Raw genomic sequence first — 26,551 nt, forward strand, 5'->3', positions numbered from 1 at the left:
CTATTGCGCCAGCGCTTCGGGAAGCGCCCGTTCGTCCAGCGGCGCGGCATGCGCCTCGGTCACGACCAGGCCATCGCGCATCACGATCAGCCGATCGGCCTGGCCGAAATAGCGATCGTCGTGGGAAATGGCCAGCACCGTCTTGCCCCGCGCCTTCAGCTCGGGAAGGATCCGTTTGTAGAAGACCTCCTTGAATTCCGGATCCTGGTCCGCCGCCCATTCGTCGAACACGTACATTTCCGCGTCCTCCAGCATCGCCACCACCAAGGCGAGTCGGCGCTTCTGTCCATCGGACAGGGCCAGGGTCGAAAAGCGCCCCTGCGCGAACGACACCTTGCGGTCCAGGGCGAACTCGCGCAGATAGTCCTCGACCATCGGCGCCACGACCTGCGGATCGACGCCAAGCGGACGATCGAACAGGTAATAGTCGGAATAGATCGCGGCGATCCCCCGGCGGTAACCGGAAATGTTGGCGGCATCGACGGGCTCGGCATCGAAGCTGATCTGCCCTTCTGCCGGCAGGTAATGCAGCGTCGCCAGCTTGCTGAGCGTGGATTTCCCGGATCCATTGCCGCCCACGATGAAGGTGATCTCCCCGCGCCTGAGCTCGAAGCTGAGTGGCCCGACATGGAAGCCGCGCTCGTCGGCCCGGTCGGGATAGCGGTACACCACCCGGTCGAAACGCAGCGTCGACCAGTCGCGCTTCACCGGCGCGGTGTGGTCGACCTGCTCTTCAGGAATGCGTTCGAACAGGTCGTTGAACTTCTTCAGTGCGATCTTCGCCGTGGTGAACTGCGGCACGAAGTTCAGGAGCGCACCGATCGGCCCGGCGACGTAGAGAAGGGCCATGATCACGCCACTCAGTTCCTGACTGGTGATCGCATGATGGTTGACGAAGACGAAACTGACCGAGCCGATCACGAAGAACACGATGAGGCCGCCGTAGTTGATGGCGACGCTCATGATCGAATGCCCGGTCTTTGCGGTCTCGCGCACGAGCGTTTCGTTGGCGGCCAGGACATGCGCGAAGTAATCCTCGCGCTTGTCGCGGTGCAGCTTGAGCTCCTTGGCGCCATGCACCAGGCCACGAATCGATTCGTGCAGGCCATCCAGGTGACGCCGGGCACGGACCAGGTAGCGCCGACCGATCACCATCGGCAGCTGATAGGTGAGCATGCCGAAAAAGATGCAACCCAGCACGAACCAGAACACGCTGGAATTGAGATAGAGCAGGAACCCCAGCATCCCGACCAAGGTCACGACATTGGTCAGGACTTCCGGCAACAGCCTGGCGCCGGCGATGATCACGGGAACATCGGAGGTGATCGAGGCGATGAGCCTCGGCATGCCGATGCGTTCGAGAGCGGCGATGGGCGCATTGGCGATGCGCCGGTACATCCGGGTGCGCAGATCCGTGGTCACATCCATCGAGATCCGGGTCAGGATCACCTGCGAGCCTGTCCGCGCCACCAGGATGACCGCGCACAGCGCGACGAAGGCCAGCGCGTGCCGGTAGTTGGAGATCTGCCAGGAAAACAGGACGCCGATGTCGGGATTGACCTTCGCCAGTTTCTCCTTGGCCGGATCGATCGCATCCAGCACCAGCGGAATGATCAGCGAATAGCAGATCCCGGCGATGGCGCCAAGCACGATCGACAGGAATACCCTGTTCGGTGCACGCCGTGCGAATGCGCCGAGCAGATTCATCGCGACACCACTCCCGCCGTAGCGTTTGCCGGAACCAGCTGCAACTGGGTGGTCATCTGTCCGGACTGCGGCCAGCGCGACAGCTGCCCGTCACGGAAGCGTTCGACCATGTCGTCGTAGTGCGTGCTGGCCACATTCCCCGACTGACCGGTGGAATTCATGTACAAGTGGACATCCGGCGCCTTGCCCATGCCGATCACCTGGCGGAAGCCAGGCCCGAAGTCCTGGATGAACCGTCCGGACTTGTCGTAGCTGTAGGACGCGACATTGACCGTGTCGGGCGAACCGCCGTTGCCGATCCTGCGCTCGAACACGCTGCGGACCACGTTGATGCCGCTGAACGGAGTATGCCGGTACACCGTGGCGTGCAGATCGCCCCACTTCCACCCATGCATGTCGGTATCGCCCGCCATCTTGCGTAGATCCCACAGTGCGTCGTTGAGCGATGCATCGATCACGTCGTCGCAACGCTGGGCCGGCATGTCGGTATCTCCGCACCAGCTGTGCGGACCGTCCACCAGCAGCCGACCGAGCGCGTCCAGGTCCAGGTTGTCGGCGATGCTCTTGACGTAGCGCCCCTCGGTCTCCTGGTTGAAGTCCGTCCGCAGTTCGTCTGCCATCAGTTCGCGGCGGAGCGTGCGCACCCAGGCATTGAAGATCGAGGCGGCCTGGCTCGATCGCGCCATGTCGCCGTTCCAGCCGCGCAGAAAGACGAAGGCGTCGCGTTGCTGCTGATTGCTGGGCTGGTGACGCAGCAGCCGCGCGAGCAGGCGCCGCGCGGGCTCGCTGACGGTGTCGTTCTGGATGCTGCCCATCGCCTCGGCGGTGACCGGCGTCCCGTGCGCGATCAATGCCTTGAGCCGCTGCTCGATCCGCCGAGCGCGATCCGGCTGCGCCCAGTCATCGCCGATGTAATAGGGATAATCGTCGCCGAAGAACCTCTCGTTGGCCGACACCAGATAGCCGTCGGTCGGGTTGTAGCGGCTTGGCAATTGCTCGGGCGACAGATAGCCGATCCACTCCCGGGTGGTGTTCCATCCAGGCGCCGGCAGATCGCCGCGACCACTGCGCCGCACCGGGACACGTCCCGCCGCGACGTGCCCGATGTTTCCATCGCGGTCGATGTAGAGCAGGTTCAGCGCCGGCGCGACGAGCGCGCCCGCCGCGTCGCGAAACGATGCCCAATCGTGCGCATAGTTGAGCTTGTAGAAGCTTTCGTAGGACGTGTCGTCCTTGTCCAAGGCAGTCCAGCGCAAGGCCACCGGCTGGTCGAATACCTTGAACAGGTCGCTCACGACCGGCCCATGCCGCGTGCGACGCACATGAATGCGCAGCGGACGCAACGGCGATCGCAGGAACGCCGGAAAATCCTGGCGCACCTGGATCGATTCCACCGAGGTGTCGAATCGCTCCCAGCCGTGCTCGGTGAGGTAGCGCCCCGTGTCGTCGGGATCCACCTGTTCCAGATACAGATCCTGCGCATCCGCCATGAAGTTGGTGCCACCCCAGGCGATGTGCTGGTTACGCCCGAAGATCACCAGCGGCAGCCCGACCAGGGTCGCGCCGCGCGCATCGATCCTGTCGCCCTTGATCTGCGCCATGTACCAAAGCGATGGCATCTGCAGGCCCAGATGCGGGTCATTGGCCAGCATTGGATTGCCGTCGGCGGTCAGACGCCCGGACACGACCCACGCATTGCTGCCGACATATCGCCCACCCAGGCCCAATCGGCGCTGCAGATCGTCCTGGAACCTGAGAAAGTGCAATAGGGGTGCCGGCGCCGCGACCTTGCCGAGATCTTCGCCTGCTGCCGTGCCGGCGGGATACAAGGCCGCATACTTGTGCGGCTCCAGGATCTGCCGCGCCAGCATCCGCTCGATTTCCTGGCGATAGTTGCCGCCGAGGTTGAGCGCAAAGACCTTGATCCAGGACAACGAGTCGTAGACCGTCCACGGTTGCGGCTTGATCTGCAACAAGGCAAATTCCGGCGGCAGCGACGGATCGCGCTGCAGCCATGCATTGATGCCATCGGCATACGCTTGCAGCGAATCCTGCGCCTCCGGACTCAGGGCATTCCAGGCGTCGTGTGCGGAACGTTCCAGGCCCAGGGTACGGAACCAGATGTCCTGTTCCACGCTTTGCTTGCCGAAGACCTCACTCAAACGGCCATACGCGATGCGGCGCTGCAGCTCCAGTTGCCACATGCGGTCTTGTGCGTGGGCATAGCCGAGCGCGAAGAATGCGTCGTGATCCGTGCGCGCCACGATGATCGGAACGCCATCCTTGTCGCGTCGCACGTCCGCCGGCGCTCGCAGATCCACGACATCGACGCGTCCCTGCAGCGTGGGCAGGCTGCTTCGGACCTGCCGCACTCCCCACCATCCCGCGACAGCCAGCGGCAGAAGCAGAAACACCAAGAACCGCGAAGACAACGGAAACCGTTTGAACATCGTTGCACGCTTCCCTGCACGAGCCATCTACATTCGCCGCAGGAGGACACGGGTGGCGACCTCGGGATGGACACTCTCGCCAGCGACGGATGGCGGCAACACGAAGCCGCGCGAATGCCGAGCCGCCAGCAGCTCTATCAGTCCCGAAATGCGTTATCCGGTTTTCCCCAGCTACATCCCCGGCGCCCGCCCCCCATGGCTGGCCGGTGTCGCTTCAAACATCGTCTTGCAGAATCTTTCCTGGCGCGGATGCCAAGCACTTAACCAAGCATGAACCTGCTCAACCGATGGTGGCAGATTCAATGAGGCAAGAAAAGCCGGGATCTGTAGACAAAACGACGCGACGTTCACGTGGCATCGTTGTGACAACACGCGATGTAGGCGGCACGACCGTCGACTTCTGCAACGACAAAGACGCACAGACTGCTGAGAACGCAACGGTGTCGCCGAACGGGTGCGGTGAATCGTCGTCCCGGGCAATGCAGGGACGACTGTGAAATGCACTCTTGGGAATGCACCGCAGCAACCGCCCGGCGTTCGGGCGGCGCCGCGGCAATGGTCACGGTGCTACGGCTTGGCCTGCGCACCGCCCAGCGACTTGCTCAGGAACGCCAGCAGCCGGGTGTAGAACTCGCGGCGGTGTTCTTCGGTATAGAAACCGTGCCCCTCGGTCGGGACATACAGCGTCTCCACCGGTACCCCGGCCTTCTTCAGGGCGGCTTCCATCTTCTTGGAGTGCTGGATGGGCGCAGTCTGATCCTCGCCACCGGCAGCCAGGAATACAGGCACCTTGATCTTGTCGGCGAGATTCACAGGTGAAATCGCCGCCAATTCGTTGCCCGTGCCCATCCAGTCACGCAGAAAGTTCTGGCTGGAATCGCGCAGCTGGGCATCACCCCTGACATATATCATCGGCAGGTCGTAGACACCGACATAGCCTGCCGCGCAGCGGTAAAGCGTCGGCTCCTTGGCCACGCCCATCAACGACGCATAGGCGCCATAGCTGGCACCGTACATGCAGATGCGCTGCGGGTCGGCGATGCCTTGATCGATCGCCCAGCGCGTGGCGTCGGTGAGGTCGTCCTGCATCTTGCCACCCCACTGATCGGCGCCCGCCAGCTGGAACGCCCGCCCGTAGTTGCTGGAGCCACGGTAGTTGACCTGCAACACCGCGTAACCTGCACTGGCTAAAATCTGCGCATCTTCGTCGAACATGCCCTTGTCGGACTCGCCGAACGGACCACCATGCGGCATCAGCACCATCGGCACCTTGCCGGACTTGGCCGCCGCTGGCAGCGTCACAAACCCATGCAGCGGCAGGCCATCTCGCGCCTGCAACGCAATCGGCCGCACCTCCGCCAGCTTCGACACCTGCAATGCGGCACGGCGCGCGAACACGAAGTCGGCCTTCTTGGCGACGGTATCGAACAGGTAGAACTCTCCCGGATTGCGACCGGACTGCACGTTGACCAGGTTGAGCCGGCCGTCGCGGGTGCTCGAGGTGACGTAGACCGCCTGTCCCGGGAAGGCCGCTTCCAGCGAACGCTGGGTCTTGGCTTCGGGCGAATTCGTATCGAAGAACACGCTGCGTGGCGTGTCGCCAAGTACCTCGATCCCGACGGGGACGCGGGTGCCATGGCGATACATGATCGCGAAAGGATCGGCTAGGGCATCGCGCGCCACTACCTTCCGCTCGCCAGTGTCCACATTCCAGGACTCGATCGCATCGCTACCTTTAGACTGCTCGACTTGAAGGAAGGCGACACGCCCATCCTCGGAAAATCCGATCGGCGTCTCTACGTGATGACTGACGCTTTCGTCATTGATCAGCTTCCAGTCGCTACCCTTCGCATCGCGGTAGAACAGTTTACTGGCGTTGTCCGCATCGGCGCCCCAGGCAAAACGCACTTTGCCTTGGCTATCGGAAAAGAATTTCGCCCTGCGGACGCTCGGCGAACCGACCAATGCGCGTCTGCGGCCGCTGTACACATCCATGACCTCGGTGCGGCTGTAAGGATCCTTGCTCACACTGAAGGGGCGCACACGAATGATGACATTACGATCATCGCCGGGCAGCGGCCCAACCATGTCGGCAATGACATCTTCCACCTTCTTGGTCTGGATCAGCGTGCCCGGCCCGTTGCCGGTCACGCGCTGGCCCACCAGCAACTCCGCCGCACCGCCGTCGGCGTTGATCGCGAACAGTTCTCCGGTCCCCCAGGGCTGGTCCCGCTGCCCGATCTTCTGGACCATGTTGAACAGCACACGCGTGTCGTTGACCCACACGAAATCGGAGACGTGCGTGTTCTTCTCCATCGAGAAGCTGCCGACGATCTTGTTGTCGGAGCGCCGCATGATCGCCAGCGCGGTCCGATCCTCCAGCGGCACCGTCGCCGCGTAATACTCGCCGGTCGGCGACAGCTTCAGTGTCTCGACCTGCTCCTTGACCAGATACGGCGCCAGATCCACCTGCGCCCATGCATTCCCCGCTCCCAGCAGACACAACAACGCGACTGCGCGCAGTCCCCTCTTCATTCCCTGTTCCCCTGTTCCTGTTGGCGTGACGTCCGCGTGAAGTCTAATCCAGACGCTTGTCCGATGGCGTACCGAAAGCTGGCATGGCCCCTGGCGACCTACCCCCTCGGCGCGCCGGTCGACCCGCGCACCATCAAGCTGAAATCCAGCGTCTGCTGCAGCGGCACGTCCCCCCGCTCGATGATGGCGAGCAGCAGGTTGACCGCGCGAACCCCGATCTCGCGCATCGGCTGCCTGATCGTCGTCAATGGGGGGGTGAGGTAACTGGATGACGCCAGGTCGTCGAAGCCGACGATGGACAGGTCGTCCGGCACGCGGATGCCCCGGTCCCGGCAGGCCGCCAGAGCCCCCAGCGCCATCTGGTCGCTGAAGCAGAAGATCGCGGTCGGTGCAGACGCACGGCCCAGCAGCGCCAGCGCAGCCGCATGGCCGGATTCGACGGAGAAATCGCCCGGCACGACGGTCAGGCTGCGCAGGCCGCGGCGCGCCTTGGCGCAGGCCCGGACCCCTTCCAGTCGCTGCTGATGCAGGGGATTGTCGGGCGGACCGCCCACGACGGCGATCCGAGCGTGCCCCAGCCCATACAGGTGGTCCATCACGGCGCCCGCGGCGGCCGCGTTGTCGATGTGCACGCTGGGAATGCCCAGCGCCGGGTCGAACTCGCAGCCGTTGACCACCGGCGCGGCGGCGCCCTGCTGCTTGACGATGGCACGCGCCGTGGGCGGCAGGCGGTGGCCGAGCACGATCAGGCCGTCGGCCTCGTTGCGCCGAAGCATCTGCGCGTAGCGCTCCTCGCGATCGGGCTGGTGCTGGGTATCGCCCAGCAGCACGGCGTAGCCGACCGCCTGCGCGGCGTCCTCCGCGCCCTGCAGGATCTGCGCAAAGAAGGGATTGGCGATATCCGGGACGGTGACCAGGAGCTTGCCGCTGCGCTGGGTCTTGAGGGTCCTGGCCACCGTGTTGGGCACATAGCCCAGCGCGGCGGCGGCCTGCTCGATGCGCGCGCGCGTGGCGGGCAGGACCTTTTCCGGCCGGGACAGCGCCCGCGACACCGTGCCCGCAGTGACGCCGACGTGCTTTGCGATGTCGTAGATGGTTGTGGCCATGAATCCGAGCTCTTCTTCTTTCTGCTGTGCAGTGCACAACGGGTCTTGCGGGGGGCCCATGCTAGGATCATTCAATCGATTGCACGAGGGCGAATCACGTTGAAGACGCTCAAGGGTCCGGCGCTGTTCCTGGCACAGTTCATCGCCGACACACCTCCCTTCAATCGCCTGGACACGCTGGCCGAATGGGCCGCGGGCCTGGGCTATTCTGGCCTACAAGTCCCGACCAGCGCGCCCCACCTGTTCGATCTGGCCCAGGCCGCGCACAGCCAGGCGTACTGCGACGACCTCGCCGGCATGCTGGCCGGGCACGGCCTGCAGATCACCGAGCTGTCCACCCACCTGCAGGGACAACTGGTCGCGGTGCACCCCGCCTACGACGGCCTGTTCGACGGATTCGCACCGCCGGACAAGCGCGGCAACCCCGCCGCCCGCCAGGCCTGGGCCGTGGAGCAACTGCAGCTGGCCGCCAAGGCCAGCCAGCGCCTGGGGCTGACGGCGCATGCCACGTTTTCCGGCGCGCTGGCCTGGCCTTATTTCTATCCCTGGCCGCAACGCCCGCCCGGGCTGGTGGAAGAAGCCTTCGTCGAACTCGGCCGGCGCTGGCGCCCCATCCTGGATGCCTTCGACGCCTGCGGCGTGGACCTATGCTTCGAGATCCACCCGGGCGAGGACCTGCACGACGGCGCCACCTTCGAGCGCTTCCTCGACGTGGTCGACCACCACCCACGCGCCAAGATCCTGTACGACCCCAGCCACCTGCTGCTGCAGCAGATGGACTACCTGGGTTTCATCGATCGCTACCACGCGCGCATCGGCATCTTCCACGTCAAGGACGCGGAGTACCGGGCCAGCGCGCGCAGCGGCGTCTACGGCGGTTACCAGGACTGGATCGATCGTCCGGGGCGGTTCCGCTCGCTCGGCGATGGCCAGGTCGATTTCAAGGCGATCTTCTCCAAGTTCGCGCAATACGATTTCCCGGGCTGGGCCGTGCTGGAGTGGGAGTGCTGCCTGAAGCATCCTGAAGACGGGGCGCGGGAGGGCGCCGCGTTCATTCGCGACCACATCATCCGCGTGACCGAACGCGCCTTCGACGACTTCGCCGGCAGCGGCGCCGATCCGGCAGCGCTGCGCCGCATGTTGGGGACCTGAGCCATTGCCGCCCTGGGAGGGGACGCCATGACGCACACCATGTCGCGCTTGGGCGCGATGATGTTTCTGCAGTTCTTCATCTGGGGCGCCTGGTTCGTGACCCTGGGGACGTACCTGGTGCAGGGGCCGCTGCACGCCAGCGCGAGCCAGGTGGCGACGGCGTTCCTCAGCCAGTCCATCGGCGCCATCGTCGCGCCGTTCCTGGTCGGCCTGATCGCCGATCGCTACTTCGCGGCGCAGCGCATCCTGGGGGTGCTGCATCTCGCCGGTGCGGTGCTCATGTGGCTGGCATCCACGGCGACCGACTTCAGCGTGTTCTTCGCCTGCGTCATGGGCTACATGCTGCTGTTCATGCCGACGCTGGCACTGGCCAACAGCGTGGCGATGCGGCACATGCAGTCGCCTGAGAAGCAGTTTCCGCCGGTGCGGGTCGCCGGCAGCGTCGGCTGGATCGTGGCCGGCGTGCTGATCGGCTGGCTGGGCTGGGAGCAGGCGCATCGGCTCGAGCTGACCTTCCGGATGGCGGCGATGGCCTCGCTGGCGCTGGGCCTGTATGCCTTCACCCTGCCGCACACGCCGCCGCTGGCGAGACAGCGCGACGCCGGGCTGGGGCAGATCCTGGGGCTGGATTCGCTGCGGCTGCTCAAGTCGCGCTCCTATCTGGTGTTCTTCCTGGCCTCCATCGCCATCTGCATCCCGCTGGCGTTCTACTACAACTTCACCAATCCCTACCTCAACGATCTGGGCGTGCGCGGCGCGGCCGGCCTGCAGTCGCTGGGCCAGGTCTCCGAAGTGCTGCTGATGCTGGCCATGCCGTTCCTGTTCGTGCGGCTGGGGGTCAAGACGATGCTGGCGGTGGGCATGGCGGCGTGGGTGCTGCGCTATGCGATGTTCGCTTTCGGCGATGCGGGCGGCGGCTTCTCGCTGCTGGTGATCGGCATCGTGCTGCACGGCATCTGCTACGACTTCTTTTTCGTCACCGGCCAGATCTACACCGATGCGCATGCCGGCCCCGCCGCGCGCAGCAGCGCACAGGGCTTCATCACCCTGGCCACGTACGGCGTGGGCATGCTGATCGGCACCTTCCTGTCCGGCGCCGTGGTGGAGCACTACACCACCGCGGCGGGCCCGGACTGGCGGCAGATCTGGCTGTTCCCGGCCGGCGTGGCGCTGGTGGTGCTGGTCGCCTTCCTGCTGCTGTTCCGCGACCGGCCTGCCGTCGCGGCCGCGCCCTCCGCGTCTTGAGGATCCCACCGATGCCCAAGCTTGGAATCGCCATCGTCGGCACCGGGATGATCGGCGCCGTGCACCGCCGCGCGGCACTGCTGGCCGGCGGCTCGGTCCGCGGCGTCGCCGCCTCGTCCCCGCAGCGCGCACGCGAGGTGGCGCAATCGTGGGATGTCCCGCATGCCTATCGCGATATCGAGGAGGTGGTCGCCGACCCGCAGGTGCAGGTCGTGCACGTCTGCACACCCAACCATCTGCATCGCGCCATGGCGCAGGCGGCGCTGGACGCCGGCAAGCACGTGATCTGCGAGAAGCCGCTGGCCACCACGCTGGAGGATGCCCGGGCGCTGGCAGCCTTGGCCCGCTCGACCGGGCTGGTCGCCACGGTACCCTTCGTCTACCGCTACCACCCGGTGGTCCGCGAGGCACGCGCCCGCATCGCCCAGGGCGAACTGGGGCCGCTGCGCCTGATCCACGGCAGCTACCTGCAGGACTGGCTGCTGGACCCGGCCAGCAACAACTGGCGCGTGGACCCCTCCCTGGGCGGCACCTCGCGCGTGTTCGCCGACATCGGCTCGCACTGGTGCGACCTGGTGGAATGGGTGAGCGGCGAGCGCTTCGCCGAGGTCAGTGCGGCATTCGCGACGGTGATCGCCGAGCGCGGCACCAACACCGGGCAGAGCTTCACCACGCCGGCCGCGGGCGGCGCGATGCAGGCGGTCGCGAGCGAAGACGTGGCCATGGCGATGCTCAGAACCGGCGCAGGCACGCTGGCCTCGTTGACGGTCAGCCAGGTCTCGGCGGGGCGCCGCAATCGCCTCTGGTTCGAGATCGATGGCGCCCAAGCCAGCGTGGCGTTCGACCAGGAGGACGCAGAGCGTCTTTGGATCGGCCGGCCGGACCAGCGCGAGGAGATCTTCGTGCGCGGGCCGGGTGCCGGCAGTACCGAACAACGCCGGCTGGCGACACTGCCGGCCGGGCACGCGCAGGGCTACGGCGATTGCTTCGAGGCGTTCGTCGCCGACACCTACCGCGCCATCGCGGGCGAGCGGCCGGACGGCCTGCCCACCTTCGAGGACGGGCTGCGCTCGGCGCTGATCGTCGATCGCGTCATCGCATCGGCCAGGACACGCGGCTGGACATCCATCGACTGACTCCCGGGAGGACTTCCTGATGAACACACCGACACGCAGAACCGCAACCCTCGCACTGCTGCTCCTCGTGGCCCTGCCCGCCTTCGCACACGACGTCGCCGGTCCGCAGGCCCCCATCGCGGTGCAGATGTACACGCTGCGCAACGCCGGCTCGCTCGACCAGCAGTTGAAGATCGTCCACGACGCGGGTGTGGGCGCGGTGGAAACGGTCGGCACGCAGAACGTGAGCGCGGTGGAACTCAAGCAGTTGCTGGACAAGTATGCGATCAAGGCGATCTCCTCGCACGTCCAGCTGGCCGACCTGCGCAAGGACCTGGACGGCGCGGTGGCCTTCAACCGCTCGATCGGCAACACGACGCTGGTGGTGCCTTACCTGGACCAGAAGGAGCGCCCCACCGATGCCGCAGGCTGGACCGCACTGGGCAAGGAACTGGGCCAGCTCGCGAAACAGGTGCGCGCCAAGGGCATGCGCCTGGCGTATCACAACCACGATTTCGAACTGGTCGACTTCAATGGCAAGACCGGCCTGGAACTGCTATTCGCCGCGGCCGGCCCCGACCTCCAGAGCGAGCTGGACCTGGCCTGGGTCGCGCGTGCGGGCTACGACCCAGCGGCGATGCTGGGCAAGTTCAAGGGCCGCATGTTCGCGGTCCACGCCAAGGACAACGCACCGAAAGGCCAGGCCGCAGACGAAGGCGGCTTCGCCGCGGTCGGCAAGGGCGTGCTGAACTGGAGCGCGATCCTGCCCGCCGCGGCGGGGAGCGGCGTGCAGTGGTACATCATCGAGCACGACCAGCCGCGCGACCCGGCCACCGTCGTCAAGACCGGGGCGGAGTACCTGCGCGAACACCTGCCCGCCGCCACGCCGCGTTAGTCAGCAGAGGAATCCCGCTTGAACACGATCCTGACGACGGCCGTGGTGCTGCTGGGGGCGACGCTGGCGAGCACGGCCTGGGCCAAGGGCGACCCGACGGCCGGCGCGCAGCTCTACGCGAACCACTGCACGGCCTGCCACGGCGCGAATCGCGCCGGCGTCCCGCCCACCTTCCCCGCGCTGACCGACGTGGGCAAGCGACTGCAGCCCGCGCAGATCAAGGAGAAGATCCGCAACGGCGGCGGATTGATGCCGCCGTTCTCGCAACTGTCGCAGCAGGAAGTGGACGACCTTGCCAGCTTCCTGGCGCATTAGGCGACCCGTGCCGACCGGGCGCGGCCCCTACAGTTCGCGCACCCAGATATTGCGGTAGCTGACCTTGGAGTCGTGCTCCTGCAGCAGGATCGGCGCGCAGGCATGCGGCGCATACGACGGCGCGCCGATGTACTCGGTCTTGCCCGACAGCACGGTGTCGTTCTGCACCAGCACGCCGTTGTGCAGGACGGTGATGCGGGCGGGCGACGTGAGTCCGCCGCCCTGCGAGAAGCGCGGCGCCTTCCAGATGATGTCGTACGCCTGCCACTGGCCCGGCGCACGCGAGGCGTTCACCAGCGGAATGGCCTGCTTGTAGATGGCACCGGCCTGGCCGTTGGCATAGGTGGGGTTGTCGTAGCTGTCGAGCACCTGCAACTCGTAGCGTTCCTGCAGGAAGATGCCGCTGTTCCCGCGCTGCTGGCCGTCGAATCCGCGCGTTGCGGTGGGCGTGCGCCATTCCACGTGCAACTGGATGTCGCAGAAGCGTTGCTTGGTGCGGATGCCCTTGCTGCCCGGCACCACGGTCATTGCGCCGTCGGCGACGCTCCAGGGCACGCGTCCGCCCTGCTCCGACTCCCAGGCCGACAGATCCTTGCCATCGAACAGCACGATCGCATCGGAAGGCGCGCGGCCCGCAGGCGTGGCCACCATCGCGGGCACCGGCTTCCACACTTCGGTCTTGGTCGGATCGCGCGCGGGGTCGGCGTCGGCCTGCGCCAACGCAGGCGCGGTGGCCAGCAGGCAGGCCGCCATCAGCAGGGATCTGGTCATCGTGTTTCCAGGCAAGGAAGGGATGGCGAAGCGTGACGGTGCATCAACTGGTTGCCCAGGCAGGCGTGCCGGGGACATAGGTGATGTCCTCGTAGCGGCCCGGCACGGCAACGTAGCGCAGCACCTCGGTCGCACCGATCTCGGAAGTGAAGAACCCGAAGATGGTCAGCTGCTTGATCATCGTGAAGGGATGCGGCATCGCGTCCGATGATTCAGCGGTACCGGTATCGGTCACGTCGACGGCATGTGTCCTGGCCTCCGCATCCAGGGTGCGCAGCAACTCGGTGCGCGCCTGCGGCGAGAGCGAGACGAAGCGACCGCCGGCACGTTTGTCGATGTCGGCCAGGCCGGCGCGGAAGACCGCCTGCTGCCGGGCGGTGTAGCAGTCGGTGACGAATTTCGCCATGAACGCGCCCGCAGCGGCGTCCTTCGCCCCCGGCGTCTTGGTCCGCGGCAGGATGGTCTCGGCGATCTCGTCCAGGATGCCGATATCGGCGGCGGAGAACAGCGCCTTCGCCCCCGCGGCCGGCGCCTGGCCATGCACGAGCGCGGGCAGGCCGACCATGGCCGCGCCCGTAGCGGCGAAGATCATCTTCAGCAGTTCGCGACGTTCCATCACAGGTTCCCCGCTTTCAGTTCGCGCACCGCATGATCGGCGGCCCGTGCGGTCAGCGCCATGTAGGTCAGCGAAGGATTCACGCAGGCGCTGGAGGTCATGCAGGCGCCGTCGGTCACGTAGACGTTCGGCGCGTCCCACACCTGGTTGTACTGGTTCAGCACGGAGTTCTTGCGATCCCGGCCCATGCGCGCGGTGCCCATCTCGTGGATGCCCTTGCCAGGCGCGTAGTCGGAATCGTGCATCTTCACGTCCTTGACGCCGGCCGCCTCCAGCATCTCGGCGGCGTCGGCAGCCATGTCCTTGCGCATGGCCTTTTCGTTCTCGCGCATGGCCACGTCCATCGCCAGCACCGGCAGCCCCCACTTGTCCTTGCGCTGCGGATCCAGGCGGATCGCGTTGTCGTGGTGAGGCAGCATTTCGCCGAAGCCGGTCATGCCGATGCGCCAGTCGCCCGGCAGGGTCAGCGCCTCCTTCAGGTCGGCGCCGATGTTCAACTCCGCGATCTCGCGCGACCAGCCGGTGCGGCTGGCGCCACCCTGGTAGCCGAAGCCGCGCAGGTAGCCGCGCTTGTCCGCGGCGATGTTGCGGAACCGCGGAATGTAGAAGCCGCAGGGACGACGGCCGAAGTAGTACTTGTCCTCGTAGCCCTCGACCCGGCCGGAGGCACCGGCGCCGAAATGATGGTCCATCACGTTGTGCCCGAGCTCGCCGGACGACGACCCCAGGCCGCCGTCCCACACGTCGGTGGCGGAATTCATCAGCAGCCAGGTCGAGTTGAACGAGGACGCGTTGAGGAAGACGACCTTGGCCGTGTACTGGTAGGTCTGCCCGCTCTCGGCGTCGATGATCTCCACGCCACGCGCGCGCTTGCGGTCCTTGTCGTAGAGCACCTCCTTGACGATCGAGAACGGCCGCAAGGTCAGGTTGCCCGTCTTCATGGCCGCCGGCAGCGTGGCCGCCTGGGTCGAGAAGTAAGCGCCGAAAGGACAGCCCAGAATGCACTTGTTGCGATACTGGCAGTTGACGCGGCCCTGCTCGACCTTGGGCTGGGTGATGTTCGCGGTGCGCGAGTGGATCAGGTGCCTGGTGCCCCCAAAGGCCTTCTTGATCCGCGCGGCGACGTCCTTCTCGACGATGTTCAACGGGATCGGCGGCAGGAACTCGCCGTCCGGCAACACGTCCAGTCCCTCGCGCGTGCCGGCGATGCCGGCGAACTTCTCCACGTGGTCGTACCACGGAGCGATGTCGGCGTACCGGATCGGCCAATCGGTGGCGATGCCGTCCTTGAGGTTCGCCTCGAAATCCAGATCCGACAGGCGATAGCTCTGCCGTCCCCACATCAACGAGCGGCCACCCACGTGATAGCCGCGGAACCAGTCGAACCGCTTGATCTCGGTGTAGGGCGATTCCTGTTCGTTGGCCCACATTCCCTGCAGGTTCTCGACCAGGCCGTAGTCGCGCATCAGCACCGGATAAGCGGCCTTCATCGCCTGGGTCGGGCGGTTGCGGTGCGGGAAATCCCACGCCTCCTTCATCGCGTTGACGTAGTCCTTGACGTGCTCGATGTTGCGTCCGCGTTCCAGCATCAGGACCTTGAGCCCTTTTTCGGTCAGCTCCTTCGCCGCCCAACCGCCACTGATTCCCGAGCCAACGACGATGGCGTCGTAATGATTGTCTGCCATGGGTTCTACTTCACCTGGGTGGATAGCGTTTCAGACGTCGCAGAGGCGGATCGCCTCGCGCAGCGAGCCGACGGGATCCGGCGCCGTGGGAACGAATTCCTGGGCCAGATAACCATCGAAACCGGTGTCGCGGATCGCGCGACAGATGGCGGGATAGTGGAGCTCCTGAGCGTCCCCGATCTCGTGCCGGCCCGGAACGCCGGCGGTGTGGTAATGCTTGAAGCACGCGTGATGCTTGCCGATGGTGGCGATGATGTCGCCCTCCATGATCTGCATGTGGTAGATGTCGTACAGCAGGCCGAAATGGTCCGAACCGATCCGCTGGCACAGCTCCACGCCCCAGGCCGAGTGATCGCACAGATAGTCGTGATGATCGACCTTGGAGTTCAGCAGCTCCATCACCAGCACGACATCGCGCTTCTCGGCATGGCCGAGGATGCGCTTGAGCCCGGCTTCGGCATTGGCCATGCCTTCCTGCGGATCCATGCCGTTCCGATTGCCGGAAAAACAGATGAGGTTGCGATGGCCGGCATCGGCCACCAAGTCGATGTGCCGCGTGTAGCGCTCGACCAGTGCATCGTGGAACTGGCGGCCGGCGAAGCCCTTGTCCAGGCCGAGTTCCGCGCCGTTGCACATCGCGCTGTACACGCCATGCGCCTTCAGCGTGGGCCAATCCGCCGGCCCTACCAGATCGATGGCGGCAAACCCGAGGCCCTTCACCACCTGGCAAAGCTGGGCGACCGACAGCTGCGGAAACGTCCAGCGGGCGACGGACTGCTTCAGGTTGCCCTTGAGCGGTGTGGCGGCAGCGAGTGCCGGCAACATGCCCACTGCCCCCAGGCCAAGGCTCCCGGCGACCGCCATGCGCAGCGCCTCGCGCCGCGTGAACCCCAAGGCCGGCGCCGGTCCGATCGAATGGATAGACATCCACCTTCCGGCCTCCCAACCGGTTCAAACGCTGACGAATCGCCGCGATTCAATCGATTGAACCATACGGGAGGAAATGAGTTTTTTGCAAGACGCGGTGCACGAAAACCCATGCTGCAGAGCACAACAACTGGCGCATCGATCGCCGCGTGACGAGGATGGAGCCCGGCGTTGCACGATGAGGTGGCCGAGCAGATATGCAGCGAAGAGCTGGCTGACACGCGCGTGACATCGTCACGCAGCGAAGCGTGGCGACAAGCCGGTGAAACCGCACTCCCATGGCATTCGACTGCCTGCAAGGTGGCTGGGATGGCGGATTCGCCTGGGCGTCTCAGGACATCCCTAGCACACTGCCACACGCATTCATTGAGCGCGGATCGTGGCGTAGCGGCAAGCGCCGCCAATGTGCTTTTCGTAGGAGCGGCTTTAGCCGCGACAGACTTCCAGGGAACGCCATCGCGGCTAAAAGCCGCTCCTACGACGCTTGCTCCATCCGGCCACGCCGGCCTGCACGAGCGACAGCATGAATTCGGCACGAGACACCGCGCCAAGGCGTTGCGCGAGGCGACGGCATGCGAAGCCACGATCGGCGATCAACCCGGTTCAGCGAAGGCGAGAACAGCGGGATACTCGACGCGTGCACGCACGCTTGGGCCACCCCGATGCCCATCGCCCCTCATTTACACCCTCTCCGCGCAGGACAGAGCGCCCAGGCCGGCAGAAAGGAAAACATCTCGTGCAAAAAGAAAACCCCGGCAGGCACACTGGCTTGCCGGGGCTTGTCTGCATCGCAGAACCACCAAGAATCAGAACGGAATATCGTCGTCCGCGAAGTCGTCCATCGGCGCGGACTGCTGCGGGGCCGGCTGCTGCCGACGCGGCGCGTAATCCTGCCCGCCGCCACCGCCACCACCGCCCATGCCGGAGCGCTCCTGGCGCGGCGGTGCCGAGCGCTGCGGACGGTCGCCGCCGCCCATGCCGCCGCCACCACCCTCGCCGCGGCCGCCGAGCATCTGCATCTCGTCGGCGACGATGTCGGTGGAATACTTCTCCACGCCGTCCTGGCCGGTGTACTTGTCGTAGCGGATCGAGCCCTCGACGTAGACCGAGCTGCCCTTGCGCAGGTACTCGCCGGCGATCTCACCGAGCTTTCCGAAGAAAACGACGCGGTGCCACTCGGTGCGTTCCTGCTGGTTGCCGTCGCGGTCCTTGCGCACGCTGGTGGTGGCCAGGCTGATCCGGGTGATGGCCATGCCGGCCTGGGTGTACTTGGTGTCGGGATCGTTGCCGAGGTTGCCGACGAGGATGACTTTGTTGATGCCGCGGGCCATGAGCTGCTTCCGTCTGGGGTCTCCGCGGGCCGGGGGCGCGCAGAGCGGTAAAGAAGATTTCGGGAAGCAATCCTAACATCGCCGGGCTTGGCCGGCCTGCGCCAGGCGCCCGCGGGCGCCCCGGAAAACGCCGCATCGGCCTGTCGGAATCCTGCCTGCGCGCGCCTCGCAGGGCGCTGCAAAGCCAACTGGGGCAAGCCTTCGGGCCCCGGCGCCGCCCCACCGCGGGACGGATGTGGCCGCGCAGCCTATACTTTGCGCACGTTTCCAGTCCTGTCCGCATGAGCATCGCCGAATCCCCCAGCTCCGCCCTGGGCCTGCCCCAGATCCAGATGCTCGCCGCGCCGGACATGGCCGAGGTGGACGCCCTGATCCGTCGCCGCCTGGCCTCGGACGTCGTGCTGATCAACCAGATCGCCGACCACATCGTCTCCGCCGGCGGCAAGCGCCTGCGGCCGATGCTGGTGGTGCTGGCCGGCCGCGCCTGCGGCGCCGGTGGGCCGATGCAGCACCAGTTGGCGGCGATCATCGAATTCATCCACACCTCGACCCTGCTGCACGACGACGTGGTGGACGAATCGGATCTGCGCCGCGGCCGCAGCACCGCCAACGCGCTGTGGGGCAATGCGCCCAGCGTGCTGGTCGGCGACTTCCTGTACTCGCGCAGCTTCCAGCTGATGGTGGAGCTGGACAGCATGGCGGTGATGCGCCTGCTCGCCGACACCACCAACCGCATCGCCGAGGGCGAGGTGCTGCAGCTGCTGCACGTGCACAACCCGGACACCGACGAAGCCGCCTACCTGCGCGTGATCGAGCGCAAGACCGCGGTGCTGTTCGCCGCCGGCACCCGGCTTGGCGCGCTGGCCTCCGGCGCCAGCGAGGACGTGCAGGAGCGGCTGTACGACTACGGCATGCAGTTGGGCTACGCGTTTCAGATCGCCGACGACGTGCTCGACTACACCGCCGACGCCGCCGACCTCGGTAAGAACCTGGGCGACGACCTGGCCGAGGGCAAGGCCACGCTGCCGCTGATCCATGCCATGGCCCATGCCGACGACGCCACCCGCGCGCGCCTGCGCCAGATCGTCGAACAGGGCGACGCCAGCGCGATGCCGGAGGTACTGGCCGCGATCGAGGCCAGCGGCGGCATCGACTACAGCCGCCGCCGCGCGGCCGACTACGCCGCCGCCGCCGAGCGCGCCCTGGACGGCCTGCCGGAGAACGAGGCCGTGGCCGCGCTGCGCGGGCTGGCGCGGTACGCGGTGTCGCGGAAGCATTGATCCGGCGCGCTGCGCGCGCCGGGGGGATTGGGGAGTCGGGATTCGGGATTCGTTGAAAAAAGAGGGATTAGGGAGTCGGGATTCGGGATTCGTTAAAAGCGGCTTGTCTGAGATCCGACGCACTGCTGGCTCACAGACCAAGTCAACGGCGCAAATGCCTTGGGTCTGGTTACAGTGGAATTGGCAAAGCGCGATGTACCGCTTTTGCCAATCCCCAATCCCGCCAAGCGCGCAGCGCGAGGCACCTCCCGAATCCCGGAGGCATCTCCCTACTCCCGTCCGAACCGCTCCTCGAAGAAGTCCTCGAGCATGCGATAGGCACGCTTGGCGGCGCGTGGGTTGTACTGGCAGCCCGGCGGGCTGTTGGCGTCGGCTTCGGCGAAGCAGTGCACGGCACCGCTGAAGTTGACGAACTGCCAATCGGCGCCAGCGCGGTTCATCTCCTGCTCGAAAGCAACGATGTCGTCGCGGCTCACGCTCTTGTCGTCGGCACCGTTGAGCACCAGCACCGGCGTCTTGGCGCTGCCCGCGGCGGCGGGCGCCGCGGTGGCCAAGCCGCCATGCAGGCTGACCACACCGGCCAGTGGCGCACCGGCACGGACCAGTTCCAGCACTGTGGTACCACCGAAGCAGAAACCGACCGCGCCGATCTTGGCCGGGTCCAGCGGCGCCTTGCCGGCCTGCGCCTTCAACGCCGCCACCGCCGCCAACGCGCGTGCGCGCAGCGTGGCCGGGTCCTTCTTCAGCGCACCGGCGAACTGCCCGGCCTCGGTATCGTTGGCCGGCCGCTTGCCCTTGCCGTAGACGTCGGCCACCAGCACCACGTAGTCGTCGCCGGCCAGGCGCTTGGCCTTCTCCACCGCGGAATCGTTGACGCCGCGCCAGTTCGGCACCATCACCAGGCCCGGACGCTTGTCGTGGTCGGCATCGTCGTAGACCAGCACGCCGCTGAAGCTGTCCTTGCCGACCTGCCACTCCACCGGTTTGGCCTGCATCGCCGCCCAGGCCGGCAGCGGCAGCGCCAAGGCCAGCCCGAGCAACCCGGTCCACCGCATCATCGAACGTGTGCGCATCGCCCTTCTCCCGTGGGAACCCGCGCGGGAGTGTACGCAAGGCGCCGCCAGCGCGATGTGTGCGCCGAGGCGGCGCGGCTCAGGCGATGCCCAGCCCCGGAATGGCGCTGATCGCGTCCGGGTCGAACCCGGCCAGTGCGGCGAAATGGCGGCCGCGCGCCACGTAGTCGCGGTAGGCGCCGAAGCTGGGCGCGCCGGGCGACAGCAGGACCACGCCGCCCTGCTCGCCCAGCGCCGTGCGCGCCAGCGCCACTGCCTCCGCCAGGTCGGCCGCGGCATGCAGGCCGAAGCCGGCGTCGGCAGCCAGCGGCGCCAGCAGCGCATGGATGCGCGGGCCGTTGGCGCCCAGGGTGACGATCTCCAGCGGTGCCCCGCCATCGCGCATGTGCGCGGCGAAGTCCTGCCAGTCCAGGCCGCGGTCGTGACCGCCCAGCAGCAGCACGATGCGCCGCCCGCGGAAGCACTCCAGCGCCGCGAGGCTGGCATGCGGGGTGGTGCTGATCGAGTCGTTCACATAGGTCACGCCGTCGCGCATGCCCAGGGCCTGCAGCCGGTTCGGCAGCGGCCGGAAACGATCGGCCGCCGGCGCCAGCGCCGCCGCATCCAGGCCCAGCGCCTCGATCGCGGCCAGCACCGCGCACAGGTTGCCGCGGTTGTGCCGGCCCGGCAGCGGCGCCTGCGCGCTGTCGTACACCGCGGCGTCGCCGCGATAGACCACCTCGCCGCGCATGTGCCAGCCGTCCTCGCGGTTGAACCAGCGCACCTCGCTGTCGGGCAGCTGCAGGGCGGCCAGTTGCGGATCGGCGGCGTTGAGCAGGGCGATGCGCGGCCGCGCATGGGTGACCAGCTCGAGCTTGTCGGCGATGTAGCGCGCCTGGCTGCCGTGCCAGTCCAGATGCTCGGGAAACAGATTCAGCACCAGCGCCAGCTGCGGCCGCGCGCCGCTGCGGGCCACGTCGCCGGTCTGGTAGCTGGACAGTTCGATCGCCCAATACTGCGGCGGCGGCATCGGCGCCAGCACCTCCAGCAGCGGCACGCCGATGTTGCCGACCAGGCCGGTGCGGTGGCCGCCGGCGCGCAGCAGGTGCGCCAGCAGCGCGGTGGTGGTGCTCTTGCCCTTGGTGCCGGTGACGCAGACGCTGCCGGGCACCACCCCGTCCGCGCCGGCGTGCTCGGCGAACCACAGCGCGGTGCCGCCGATGAAGCGCGTACCGCGCGCCGCGGCGGCCTGCGCCTCGGGCCGGTACGGACTGATCCCAGGCGACTTGATCACCACATCGAACGCGGCCAGGCGCTCGGCAGTGGCCTCGGTCTCGACATGCAACGCAGGATCGTGCAGCGCGGCGATCTCCGCGGCCTCCTCAGCCGAACAGAACACCGTCAGCGGCAGCACAACTCCCGATTCCCGCCCACGCACCGCCGCATACGCCGCGCGGCCCTCGCGACCCCAACCCCACAGCGCGACGCGCTGCGACTCAAGCTGCGAAATTCGCACGCACGCGTTCCCACAGGTCGGCCGGGATGCGGTGCTGCGCGTCCAGTTCCAGCAGCGGCTCCACGCGCAGGTCGGCGGGGTCGAGCTGCGGCTGGATCTCGCGGATGAAGCGCGCCACCAGCGCGTCCTCCTTCCATTCCGCGCGCGCCGCCAGCGCCGCCATCGCCGCGCGCGACTCGCGGCCTTCGCCGACGCACTCGAACGGCTTGTGGTCCTGGAACTCCAGCAGCGCATCGAAGCCGCCGGCCTGACCGGCGTCGTCGAGCAGGTTGCGGCCGAAGATCCGCACCAGCCGCGTCTTCGGCATGAACGGCGCCAGCGCCAGGAACACGAAATGGCACTTCGGGCAGACCCCGCACCAGCGGTGCGCCGGACGCTCGCCGAGGATGTGGAAATTGCGGTTGCAGCTGGAGAAATGCGCGTCGTAGTGATCGGTCTTGGCGAATTGCCGCGCCACCGCCAGTTCCGACAGCGGCCGCAGCAACGAGTAGTAGCGCAGGTCCGCGGCCACGTAGCGCTGCACCTGCTCACCGAACGCCTGCTCGAAGGCCCAGCCCTTGGACCACTGGTGGTTGACCTCGCCGGTGCCGGCGATCTGGCTGCCATAGCTGGCCGAGTGCTCGTTGGAGAACACGACCTGGCCGGCGTCGTGCAGCACCGCGGCGAACACCAGGATCGCCGAGTTCACCGCCGTCACCGGGATATGCCCATTCCACGCGCCCTGCCGGTTCAACTCGAACAGCTCCGGCGCAAGCGTGCGGCCGATGTTCAAGGTCGGCAGGCCGGTGCGCTCGGCGCAGGCGCGGATCAGCTGCGAGCCGCCGATCCAGGTCACCGTCTGCGCCACGCCGGCCGCGCGCAAGGCCTCGATGCTGACCAGCGAATCCTTGCCGCCGCCGATCGCCACCAACGCCTGGTCGCGCAGCCCCAGCGCCGCCGCGTCGGCCGCGTCGGCCTCCGCGGCCGGGAAGCGGATGCGCCCACGCAGGTCTAGGCCGTTGCGATAGGCGAACTCGCCCAGGCCATGCAGGTAGACGCTGTCCAGCAGCGCCGCGGTCTCGGCGTCGATGGCGTAGTCGTCGATGACGATGCGCGGCGGCACCGCCGCCTTGTAGTAGCTGACGCCGGCGATCAGGTGCAGCAGGCGCAGGGCGCGCTGCGCCGCCTGCGCACGCGCCGGGTCGAGCGCGAACGGCGCGCCGGGCACGGTGATGGTCTCCACCAGCTCCGGGCCGTCGTCGAACGCATAGACCAGGCGCGCCACGCCGCTGTCGGCGTCGAAGCCGCAGCGCACGAAGCGGAAGGTGGCGATCTGCTGTTTGTCGAAAGCGGTCATGGACGTCCTGCAAGCACACGGGTGTGCCGCAGATAGCGGCGGCACAGAAGAAATTCGAGCATCGAAAACGGCAAGGCGGCCCACAGCAGCGGCAGGCAGCCGAACACGAAGGCCATCAGCAGCAGTTGCCAGTGCTGCCCGGCCGGCACCGACGCGGCGGAGGCCAGGACGGCGACCAGCACATAGAGCGCCAGCGCCGGCAGGTAGGCCAACGCGGCCAGGAGCGAGGTGCGCAGGGCCAGCGCGCCGGTGCTCGCCGCGGGCCCGCGGCGCTGCCAGCGCACCGCCAGCCATGCGCCGATGGCAGCGGCGGCCAACGCCGGCAACGCCCACTTCAGGCTGTCGGTCCACGGCAGCGACGTACCCGACTGATCCACCGCGGTGGCAGCCACCATCGCAAGCGCGCCGGCCGCGCCACTGCCCGCAACGAACTCAGTCCGTGCGCGCATCGATCGCCTCCTCGCGGGGCAACTCGCGCTGGTTGTAGGTGCTGGCCATGCTGTAGCCATAGGCACCTGCATCGGCGATCAGCATCACGTCGTCAGGCGCGGTGCCCGCCGGCAGGCGCCGGCGCTTGCCGAACACGTCGCTGGATTCGCAGATCGGCCCGACCACGTCGAACACGGTCTCGGCCGGCTGCTCCAGGCGGCTCAGGTTCGCCACGTCGTGCCAGGCGTCGTACAGCGCCGGGCGGATCAAGGTGTTCATGCCGGCATCCAGGCCGACCCGGCGGATGCCGTCCTTCTCGATCACCTGGGTGGCGCGGGCCAGCAGCACGCCGCATTCGGCGACCAGATAGCGGCCCGGTTCGATCGCCAGGCGGAACGCCGGGTGCACCGCCTTGGCCTCGGCCAGGCCTTGGGCGAAGGTGTCCAGGTCGAACGGTTCGTCGTCGGCGCTGTACGGGATCGGCAGGCCGCCGCCGATGTCGATGATCTCGACGCTGCCGATGCGCCGCGCGAAGCCGGCCAGCTCGTCGCACATGCGCCGCCAGTGCTGCGCCGTCTCCACGCCACTGCCCAGGTGCGCGTGCAGGCCGACGATGCGGATGTCCAGCGCGCGCGCGGCCTCGACGAACTCGTCGACGCGGGTCGCCGACAGGCCGAACTTGGAGGCCTTGCCGCCGGTGTTGACCTTTTCGTGGTGGCCGTCGCCATGGCCCAGGTCGATGCGCAGCCACAGGCTGCGGCCGCGGAACAGCTCCGGCCAGCGCTGCAGCGCCTCGACGTTGTCCACGGTCACGGTCACGCCCAGCGCGAACGCAGCTTCGTACTCGGCGCGGGGCGCGAAGCTGGGGGTGAACAGCACCCGCCGCGGCGACAGCTCCGGCACGATCTCGAACACCCGGCGCAGTTCGCCGTGCGAGACGCACTCCAGGCCGAAGCCCTCCTCGACCAGGGTCTGCAGGATCGCCGGATGCGCGTTGGCCTTGATCGCGTAGTAGCGCTGGTCCACCGCGGCGATCGCCTTGAGCGCGCGCGCGCGTTCGCGCAGGGTCGGCAGGTGGTAGACGTAGCGCGGCGTGCCGGCCTCGGCCAGGCGCAGCAGATGCGCGCGCTCGCCCTGCCACCACGGCACCGGCCGCGGCCGCACCGTGCCGGCGATCTCGCGCCAGCGCGGGCCGAACACCTCGGTCTCCTCCACCGGCATCGCGCCGCTGTCGATCAGCTCGGCGTGCAGGATCGGCAGCAGTCCGTCGGCGTCGGTCTCGTCGATGACGAAGGTCAGGTTCAGGTCGTTGGACGACTGCGAGATCATGTGCACGCGCTCCTTGCCGAACGTGGCCCACACGTCCGAGAGCTTGTGCAGCAACGAGCGCATACCGCGCCCGACCAGGGTGATCGCCGCGCACGGCACGATGATCTTGACCCGGCAGATCTCCGCCAGGTCGGCCGACAGCGCGGCCAGCACGTCGGTGTTGACCAGGTTCTCGCTCGGGTCCAGCGACACGGTGACGTTGGTCTCGGCCGAACCGATCAGGTCCACCGACAGCCCGTGCTTCTTGAACAGCGCGAACACGTCGGCCAGGAAGCCGACCTGCTGCCACATGCCGATGCCTTCCATCGACACCAGCACGATGCCGTTGCGGCGGCTGATCGCCTTGACCCCGGGCACGGTGCGGGCGTTGCCGTCGATGCTGGTGCCGGGCAGCTCTGGGCGCTCGGTGTCCAGGATCGCCATCGGCACACCGCCGTCGCGGCACGGCTTGATCGAACGCGGGTGCAGCACCTTGGCGCCGGTGGTGGCGATTTCCTGCGCCTCGTAGTAGTCCAGGCGGGTCAGCAGGCGTGCATCCGGCACTTCGCGCGGATTGGCGCTGAACATGCCGGGCACGTCGGTCCAGATCTCGACCCGGCTAGCGCCGAGCAGCGCGCCGAAATACGCCGCCGAGGTGTCCGAGCCACCGCGGCCGAGGATGGCGGTGCCGCCGTCCTCGTGCCGGGCGATGAAGCCCTGGGTGATCAGCATGCGCGTGGGCTGGGCGACAAAGCGCGCCCGCCACTGCGGATCGGACTGCCACTGGCACGACACCGACAGGCGCCGCGACCAGGCGCTCTGGTTCGGCTGCGGCGGCAGCGCGTCCAGCCACTGCCGCGCATCCATCCAGCCCATGTCCAGGCCGTTGGCGCGCAGGTAGGCGGCGCCGAGGGTGGAGGACAGCAGTTCGCCCTGCCCCAGCACCTCGGCCTGCCAGTCCAGCGTGCGCTCGGCCGCGCGCGGATCGTCGAGCAGGCCGCGCAGTGCCGCCAGGCGTTCGCCCAGCACCGCCTCGGCGTCCAGATCCAGTTCGGCCAGGAAGTCGCGGTGGCGCTGCTCCAGCGCGGCCACACGTTGCGCGCTGTCGGCGCTGCCGTCGGCGATCGCGGTCAGCTCGTTGGTGACCCCGGACAAGGCCGACACCACCACCAGCACCCGCGCGCCGGTCTCCTCCGCGCGTTTTTTCGCCAGCCGTCCAATCGTGTCCCAGCGATGACGACGCGACACCGAAGTGCCGCCGAACTTGAGGACGATCCAGCGATCGACAGGAGAGGAAGCTGACATGGAGTGGGGGTGTCTGAAATGTGGGGAAAACGCCCGAATGCTCGAGCGGAACCCCCGATTCTACTGCCAACGGAGCGCGGATGAGCGCGCGCCGCCAGCCGCAACCGGGCGTCTTTTCCGCCAGCCTGGGGTGGGTGCTCCACTGTGCGCAGTCCTCGATGCCGCCGACCTGGGCGCCCCGCGCATGCAGCGCCTGGCGATCTGGCCGAACCTGTCGGAGACGGTGTCCTTCCTGCCGCCGGACGCGGGCGCGGACGACCGCATCCGCATCTTCAACCCCAGGGCGAACTGCCGTTCGCAGGCCACCCCAGCGTCGGTGCGGCCTGGGCGGCCGTCGAACTCGACCTGGCCACGCCCCGCGACGGCGTGCTGATCCAGCAGTGCGATGCCGGTCTGCTGCCGGTGCGGATCGGTACCCACGCAGACGGTCGCCACGCCTGGGGACGCAGTCCGCGCGCACCGCGCCGCGACACCG

21 protein-coding genes are annotated in these 26,551 nt (G+C 67.4%); 7 read left to right on the plus strand and 14 right to left on the minus strand.

Features of this window, described 5'->3' with window-relative positions; translation table 11 throughout:
- The 4 genes from AC1PK7_RS14080 to AC1PK7_RS14095 all read right to left on the minus strand — a co-directional run bounded on the left by AC1PK7_RS14080 (position 1) and on the right by AC1PK7_RS14095 (position 7,798).
- Positions 1–1,707, minus strand: coding sequence for a cyclic peptide export ABC transporter (locus tag AC1PK7_RS14080; protein WP_481098538.1), 1,707 nt, complete (start codon positions 1,705–1,707; stop codon positions 1–3).
- Positions 1,704–4,157, minus strand: coding sequence for a penicillin acylase family protein (locus AC1PK7_RS14085; protein WP_481098539.1), 2,454 nt, complete (start codon positions 4,155–4,157; stop codon positions 1,704–1,706). The genes AC1PK7_RS14080 and AC1PK7_RS14085 overlap by 4 nt, the downstream gene beginning before the upstream one ends.
- A 567-nt stretch (positions 4,158–4,724) precedes the next feature.
- Positions 4,725–6,473: a S9 family peptidase gene (locus tag AC1PK7_RS14090; protein WP_420007378.1), complete on the minus strand. Its 1,749-nt coding sequence runs from the start codon at positions 6,471–6,473 to the stop codon at positions 4,725–4,727.
- Between the two features lie 317 nt (positions 6,474–6,790).
- Positions 6,791–7,798: a LacI family DNA-binding transcriptional regulator gene (locus AC1PK7_RS14095; protein WP_481098540.1), complete on the minus strand. Its 1,008-nt coding sequence runs from the start codon at positions 7,796–7,798 to the stop codon at positions 6,791–6,793.
- Between the two features lie 99 nt (positions 7,799–7,897).
- Here AC1PK7_RS14095 and AC1PK7_RS14100 point away from each other — a divergent pair, with 99 nt between their 5' ends.
- Genes AC1PK7_RS14100 through AC1PK7_RS14120 form a run of 5 tightly spaced genes read left to right on the plus strand, consistent with a single transcriptional unit; the run spans position 7,898 to position 12,520 of the window.
- Positions 7,898–8,950 carry a sugar phosphate isomerase/epimerase family protein gene (locus AC1PK7_RS14100; RefSeq protein WP_481098541.1) on the plus strand — a complete coding sequence of 351 codons (1,053 nt, stop codon included), beginning with the start codon at positions 7,898–7,900 and terminating at the stop codon, positions 8,948–8,950.
- Positions 8,951–8,977: 27 nt separating this feature from the next.
- Positions 8,978–10,195 (plus strand): nucleoside permease, encoded by a 1,218-nt coding sequence (locus tag AC1PK7_RS14105; RefSeq protein WP_481098542.1) that lies wholly within the window; start codon positions 8,978–8,980, stop codon positions 10,193–10,195.
- A gap of 11 nt (positions 10,196–10,206) precedes the next feature.
- The gene (locus tag AC1PK7_RS14110) at positions 10,207–11,331 is read left to right on the plus strand and encodes a Gfo/Idh/MocA family protein (RefSeq protein WP_481098543.1); all 1,125 of its coding nucleotides are present in this window, start codon (positions 10,207–10,209) and stop codon (positions 11,329–11,331) included.
- A gap of 19 nt (positions 11,332–11,350) precedes the next feature.
- Positions 11,351–12,205 (plus strand): sugar phosphate isomerase/epimerase family protein, encoded by an 855-nt coding sequence (locus AC1PK7_RS14115; protein WP_481098544.1) that lies wholly within the window; start codon positions 11,351–11,353, stop codon positions 12,203–12,205.
- A gap of 18 nt (positions 12,206–12,223) precedes the next feature.
- Positions 12,224–12,520 carry a c-type cytochrome gene (locus AC1PK7_RS14120; protein WP_481098545.1) on the plus strand — a complete coding sequence of 99 codons (297 nt, stop codon included), beginning with the start codon at positions 12,224–12,226 and terminating at the stop codon, positions 12,518–12,520.
- Between the two features lie 27 nt (positions 12,521–12,547).
- Here the strand turns inward: AC1PK7_RS14120 and AC1PK7_RS14125 are convergent, their stop codons facing one another.
- From AC1PK7_RS14125 to AC1PK7_RS14145, 5 genes are all read right to left on the minus strand, one after another.
- Positions 12,548–13,291 carry a 3-keto-disaccharide hydrolase gene (locus tag AC1PK7_RS14125; RefSeq protein ID WP_371184647.1) on the minus strand — a complete coding sequence of 248 codons (744 nt, stop codon included), beginning with the start codon at positions 13,289–13,291 and terminating at the stop codon, positions 12,548–12,550.
- A 43-nt stretch (positions 13,292–13,334) separates the two neighbouring features.
- Complete coding sequence (locus tag AC1PK7_RS14130) at positions 13,335–13,907, minus strand: gluconate 2-dehydrogenase subunit 3 family protein (RefSeq protein WP_481098546.1); 573 nt, start codon at positions 13,905–13,907, stop codon at positions 13,335–13,337.
- On the minus strand, positions 13,907–15,592 hold the full coding sequence (locus AC1PK7_RS14135; protein WP_481098547.1) for a GMC oxidoreductase: 1,686 nt from the start codon (positions 15,590–15,592) through the stop codon (positions 13,907–13,909). Before AC1PK7_RS14135 ends, AC1PK7_RS14130 begins: the two co-directional genes overlap by 1 nt.
- 30 nt (positions 15,593–15,622) lie before the next feature.
- A complete protein-coding gene (locus AC1PK7_RS14140; protein WP_481098548.1) occupies positions 15,623–16,519 on the minus strand; it encodes a hydroxypyruvate isomerase family protein in 897 nt (298 codons plus the stop codon).
- Positions 16,520–17,325: 806 nt separating this feature from the next.
- The gene (locus tag AC1PK7_RS14145; RefSeq protein WP_010341990.1) at positions 17,326–17,850 is read right to left on the minus strand and encodes a single-stranded DNA-binding protein; all 525 of its coding nucleotides are present in this window, start codon (positions 17,848–17,850) and stop codon (positions 17,326–17,328) included.
- A 281-nt stretch (positions 17,851–18,131) separates the two neighbouring features.
- Between AC1PK7_RS14145 and AC1PK7_RS14150 the strand changes: the two genes are divergently transcribed.
- Positions 18,132–19,130 carry a polyprenyl synthetase family protein gene (locus AC1PK7_RS14150; RefSeq protein WP_481098549.1) on the plus strand — a complete coding sequence of 333 codons (999 nt, stop codon included), beginning with the start codon at positions 18,132–18,134 and terminating at the stop codon, positions 19,128–19,130.
- A 269-nt stretch (positions 19,131–19,399) separates the two neighbouring features.
- Here AC1PK7_RS14150 and AC1PK7_RS14155 read toward each other — a convergent pair whose 3' ends face one another.
- The 5 genes from AC1PK7_RS14155 to AC1PK7_RS14175 all read right to left on the minus strand — a co-directional run bounded on the left by AC1PK7_RS14155 (position 19,400) and on the right by AC1PK7_RS14175 (position 26,076).
- On the minus strand, positions 19,400–20,203 hold the full coding sequence (locus tag AC1PK7_RS14155) for a dienelactone hydrolase family protein (RefSeq protein ID WP_481098550.1): 804 nt from the start codon (positions 20,201–20,203) through the stop codon (positions 19,400–19,402).
- Between the two features lie 79 nt (positions 20,204–20,282).
- Complete coding sequence (gene murD, locus AC1PK7_RS14160; protein ID WP_481098551.1) at positions 20,283–21,698, minus strand: UDP-N-acetylmuramoyl-L-alanine--D-glutamate ligase; 1,416 nt, start codon at positions 21,696–21,698, stop codon at positions 20,283–20,285.
- Positions 21,679–23,034 carry a UDP-N-acetyl-alpha-D-muramoyl-L-alanyl-L-glutamate epimerase gene (murL, locus tag AC1PK7_RS14165; RefSeq protein WP_010341995.1) on the minus strand — a complete coding sequence of 452 codons (1,356 nt, stop codon included), beginning with the start codon at positions 23,032–23,034 and terminating at the stop codon, positions 21,679–21,681. The genes murD and murL overlap by 20 nt, the downstream gene beginning before the upstream one ends.
- Complete coding sequence (locus AC1PK7_RS14170) at positions 23,031–23,483, minus strand: hypothetical protein (RefSeq protein ID WP_420007389.1); 453 nt, start codon at positions 23,481–23,483, stop codon at positions 23,031–23,033. The genes murL and AC1PK7_RS14170 overlap by 4 nt, the downstream gene beginning before the upstream one ends.
- Entirely contained in the window at positions 23,467–26,076 is a 2,610-nt protein-coding gene (locus AC1PK7_RS14175; RefSeq protein WP_481098552.1) for a bifunctional aspartate kinase/diaminopimelate decarboxylase, read from the minus strand. Before AC1PK7_RS14175 ends, AC1PK7_RS14170 begins: the two co-directional genes overlap by 17 nt.
- A gap of 37 nt (positions 26,077–26,113) precedes the next feature.
- Between AC1PK7_RS14175 and AC1PK7_RS14180 the strand changes: the two genes are divergently transcribed.
- Complete coding sequence (locus AC1PK7_RS14180) at positions 26,114–26,449, plus strand: PhzF family phenazine biosynthesis protein (RefSeq protein ID WP_481098553.1); 336 nt, start codon at positions 26,114–26,116, stop codon at positions 26,447–26,449.
- The last annotated feature ends 102 nt before the right edge of the window (positions 26,450–26,551 follow it).

It is taken from the genome of Xanthomonas sp. NCPPB 3174, assembly GCF_056725205.1.

Coding starts and splice junctions, on each gene's coding strand:
- AC1PK7_RS14080 (WP_481098538.1), bottom strand. CDS start 1,707: ATGAATCTGCTCGGCGCATTCGCACGGCGTGCACCGAACAGGGTATTC.
- AC1PK7_RS14085 (WP_481098539.1), bottom strand. CDS start 4,157: ATGTTCAAACGGTTTCCGTTGTCTTCGCGGTTCTTGGTGTTTCTGCTT.
- AC1PK7_RS14090 (WP_420007378.1), bottom strand. CDS start 6,473: ATGGAGAAGAACACGCACGTCTCCGATTTCGTGTGGGTCAACGACACG.
- AC1PK7_RS14095 (WP_481098540.1), bottom strand. CDS start 7,798: ATGGCCACAACCATCTACGACATCGCAAAGCACGTCGGCGTCACTGCG.
- AC1PK7_RS14105 (WP_481098542.1), top strand. CDS start 8,978: ATGACGCACACCATGTCGCGCTTGGGCGCGATGATGTTTCTGCAGTTC.
- AC1PK7_RS14110 (WP_481098543.1), top strand. CDS start 10,207: ATGCCCAAGCTTGGAATCGCCATCGTCGGCACCGGGATGATCGGCGCC.
- AC1PK7_RS14115 (WP_481098544.1), top strand. CDS start 11,351: ATGAACACACCGACACGCAGAACCGCAACCCTCGCACTGCTGCTCCTC.
- AC1PK7_RS14125 (WP_371184647.1), bottom strand. CDS start 13,291: ATGACCAGATCCCTGCTGATGGCGGCCTGCCTGCTGGCCACCGCGCCT.
- AC1PK7_RS14130 (WP_481098546.1), bottom strand. CDS start 13,907: ATGGAACGTCGCGAACTGCTGAAGATGATCTTCGCCGCTACGGGCGCG.
- AC1PK7_RS14135 (WP_481098547.1), bottom strand. CDS start 15,592: ATGGCAGACAATCATTACGACGCCATCGTCGTTGGCTCGGGAATCAGT.
- AC1PK7_RS14140 (WP_481098548.1), bottom strand. CDS start 16,519: ATGTCTATCCATTCGATCGGACCGGCGCCGGCCTTGGGGTTCACGCGG.
- AC1PK7_RS14145 (WP_010341990.1), bottom strand. CDS start 17,850: ATGGCCCGCGGCATCAACAAAGTCATCCTCGTCGGCAACCTCGGCAAC.
- AC1PK7_RS14150 (WP_481098549.1), top strand. CDS start 18,132: ATGAGCATCGCCGAATCCCCCAGCTCCGCCCTGGGCCTGCCCCAGATC.
- AC1PK7_RS14155 (WP_481098550.1), bottom strand. CDS start 20,203: ATGCGCACACGTTCGATGATGCGGTGGACCGGGTTGCTCGGGCTGGCC.
- murL (WP_010341995.1), bottom strand. CDS start 23,034: ATGACCGCTTTCGACAAACAGCAGATCGCCACCTTCCGCTTCGTGCGC.
- AC1PK7_RS14170 (WP_420007389.1), bottom strand. CDS start 23,483: ATGCGCGCACGGACTGAGTTCGTTGCGGGCAGTGGCGCGGCCGGCGCG.
- AC1PK7_RS14175 (WP_481098552.1), bottom strand. CDS start 26,076: ATGTCAGCTTCCTCTCCTGTCGATCGCTGGATCGTCCTCAAGTTCGGC.
- AC1PK7_RS14180 (WP_481098553.1), top strand. CDS start 26,114: ATGCTCGAGCGGAACCCCCGATTCTACTGCCAACGGAGCGCGGATGAG.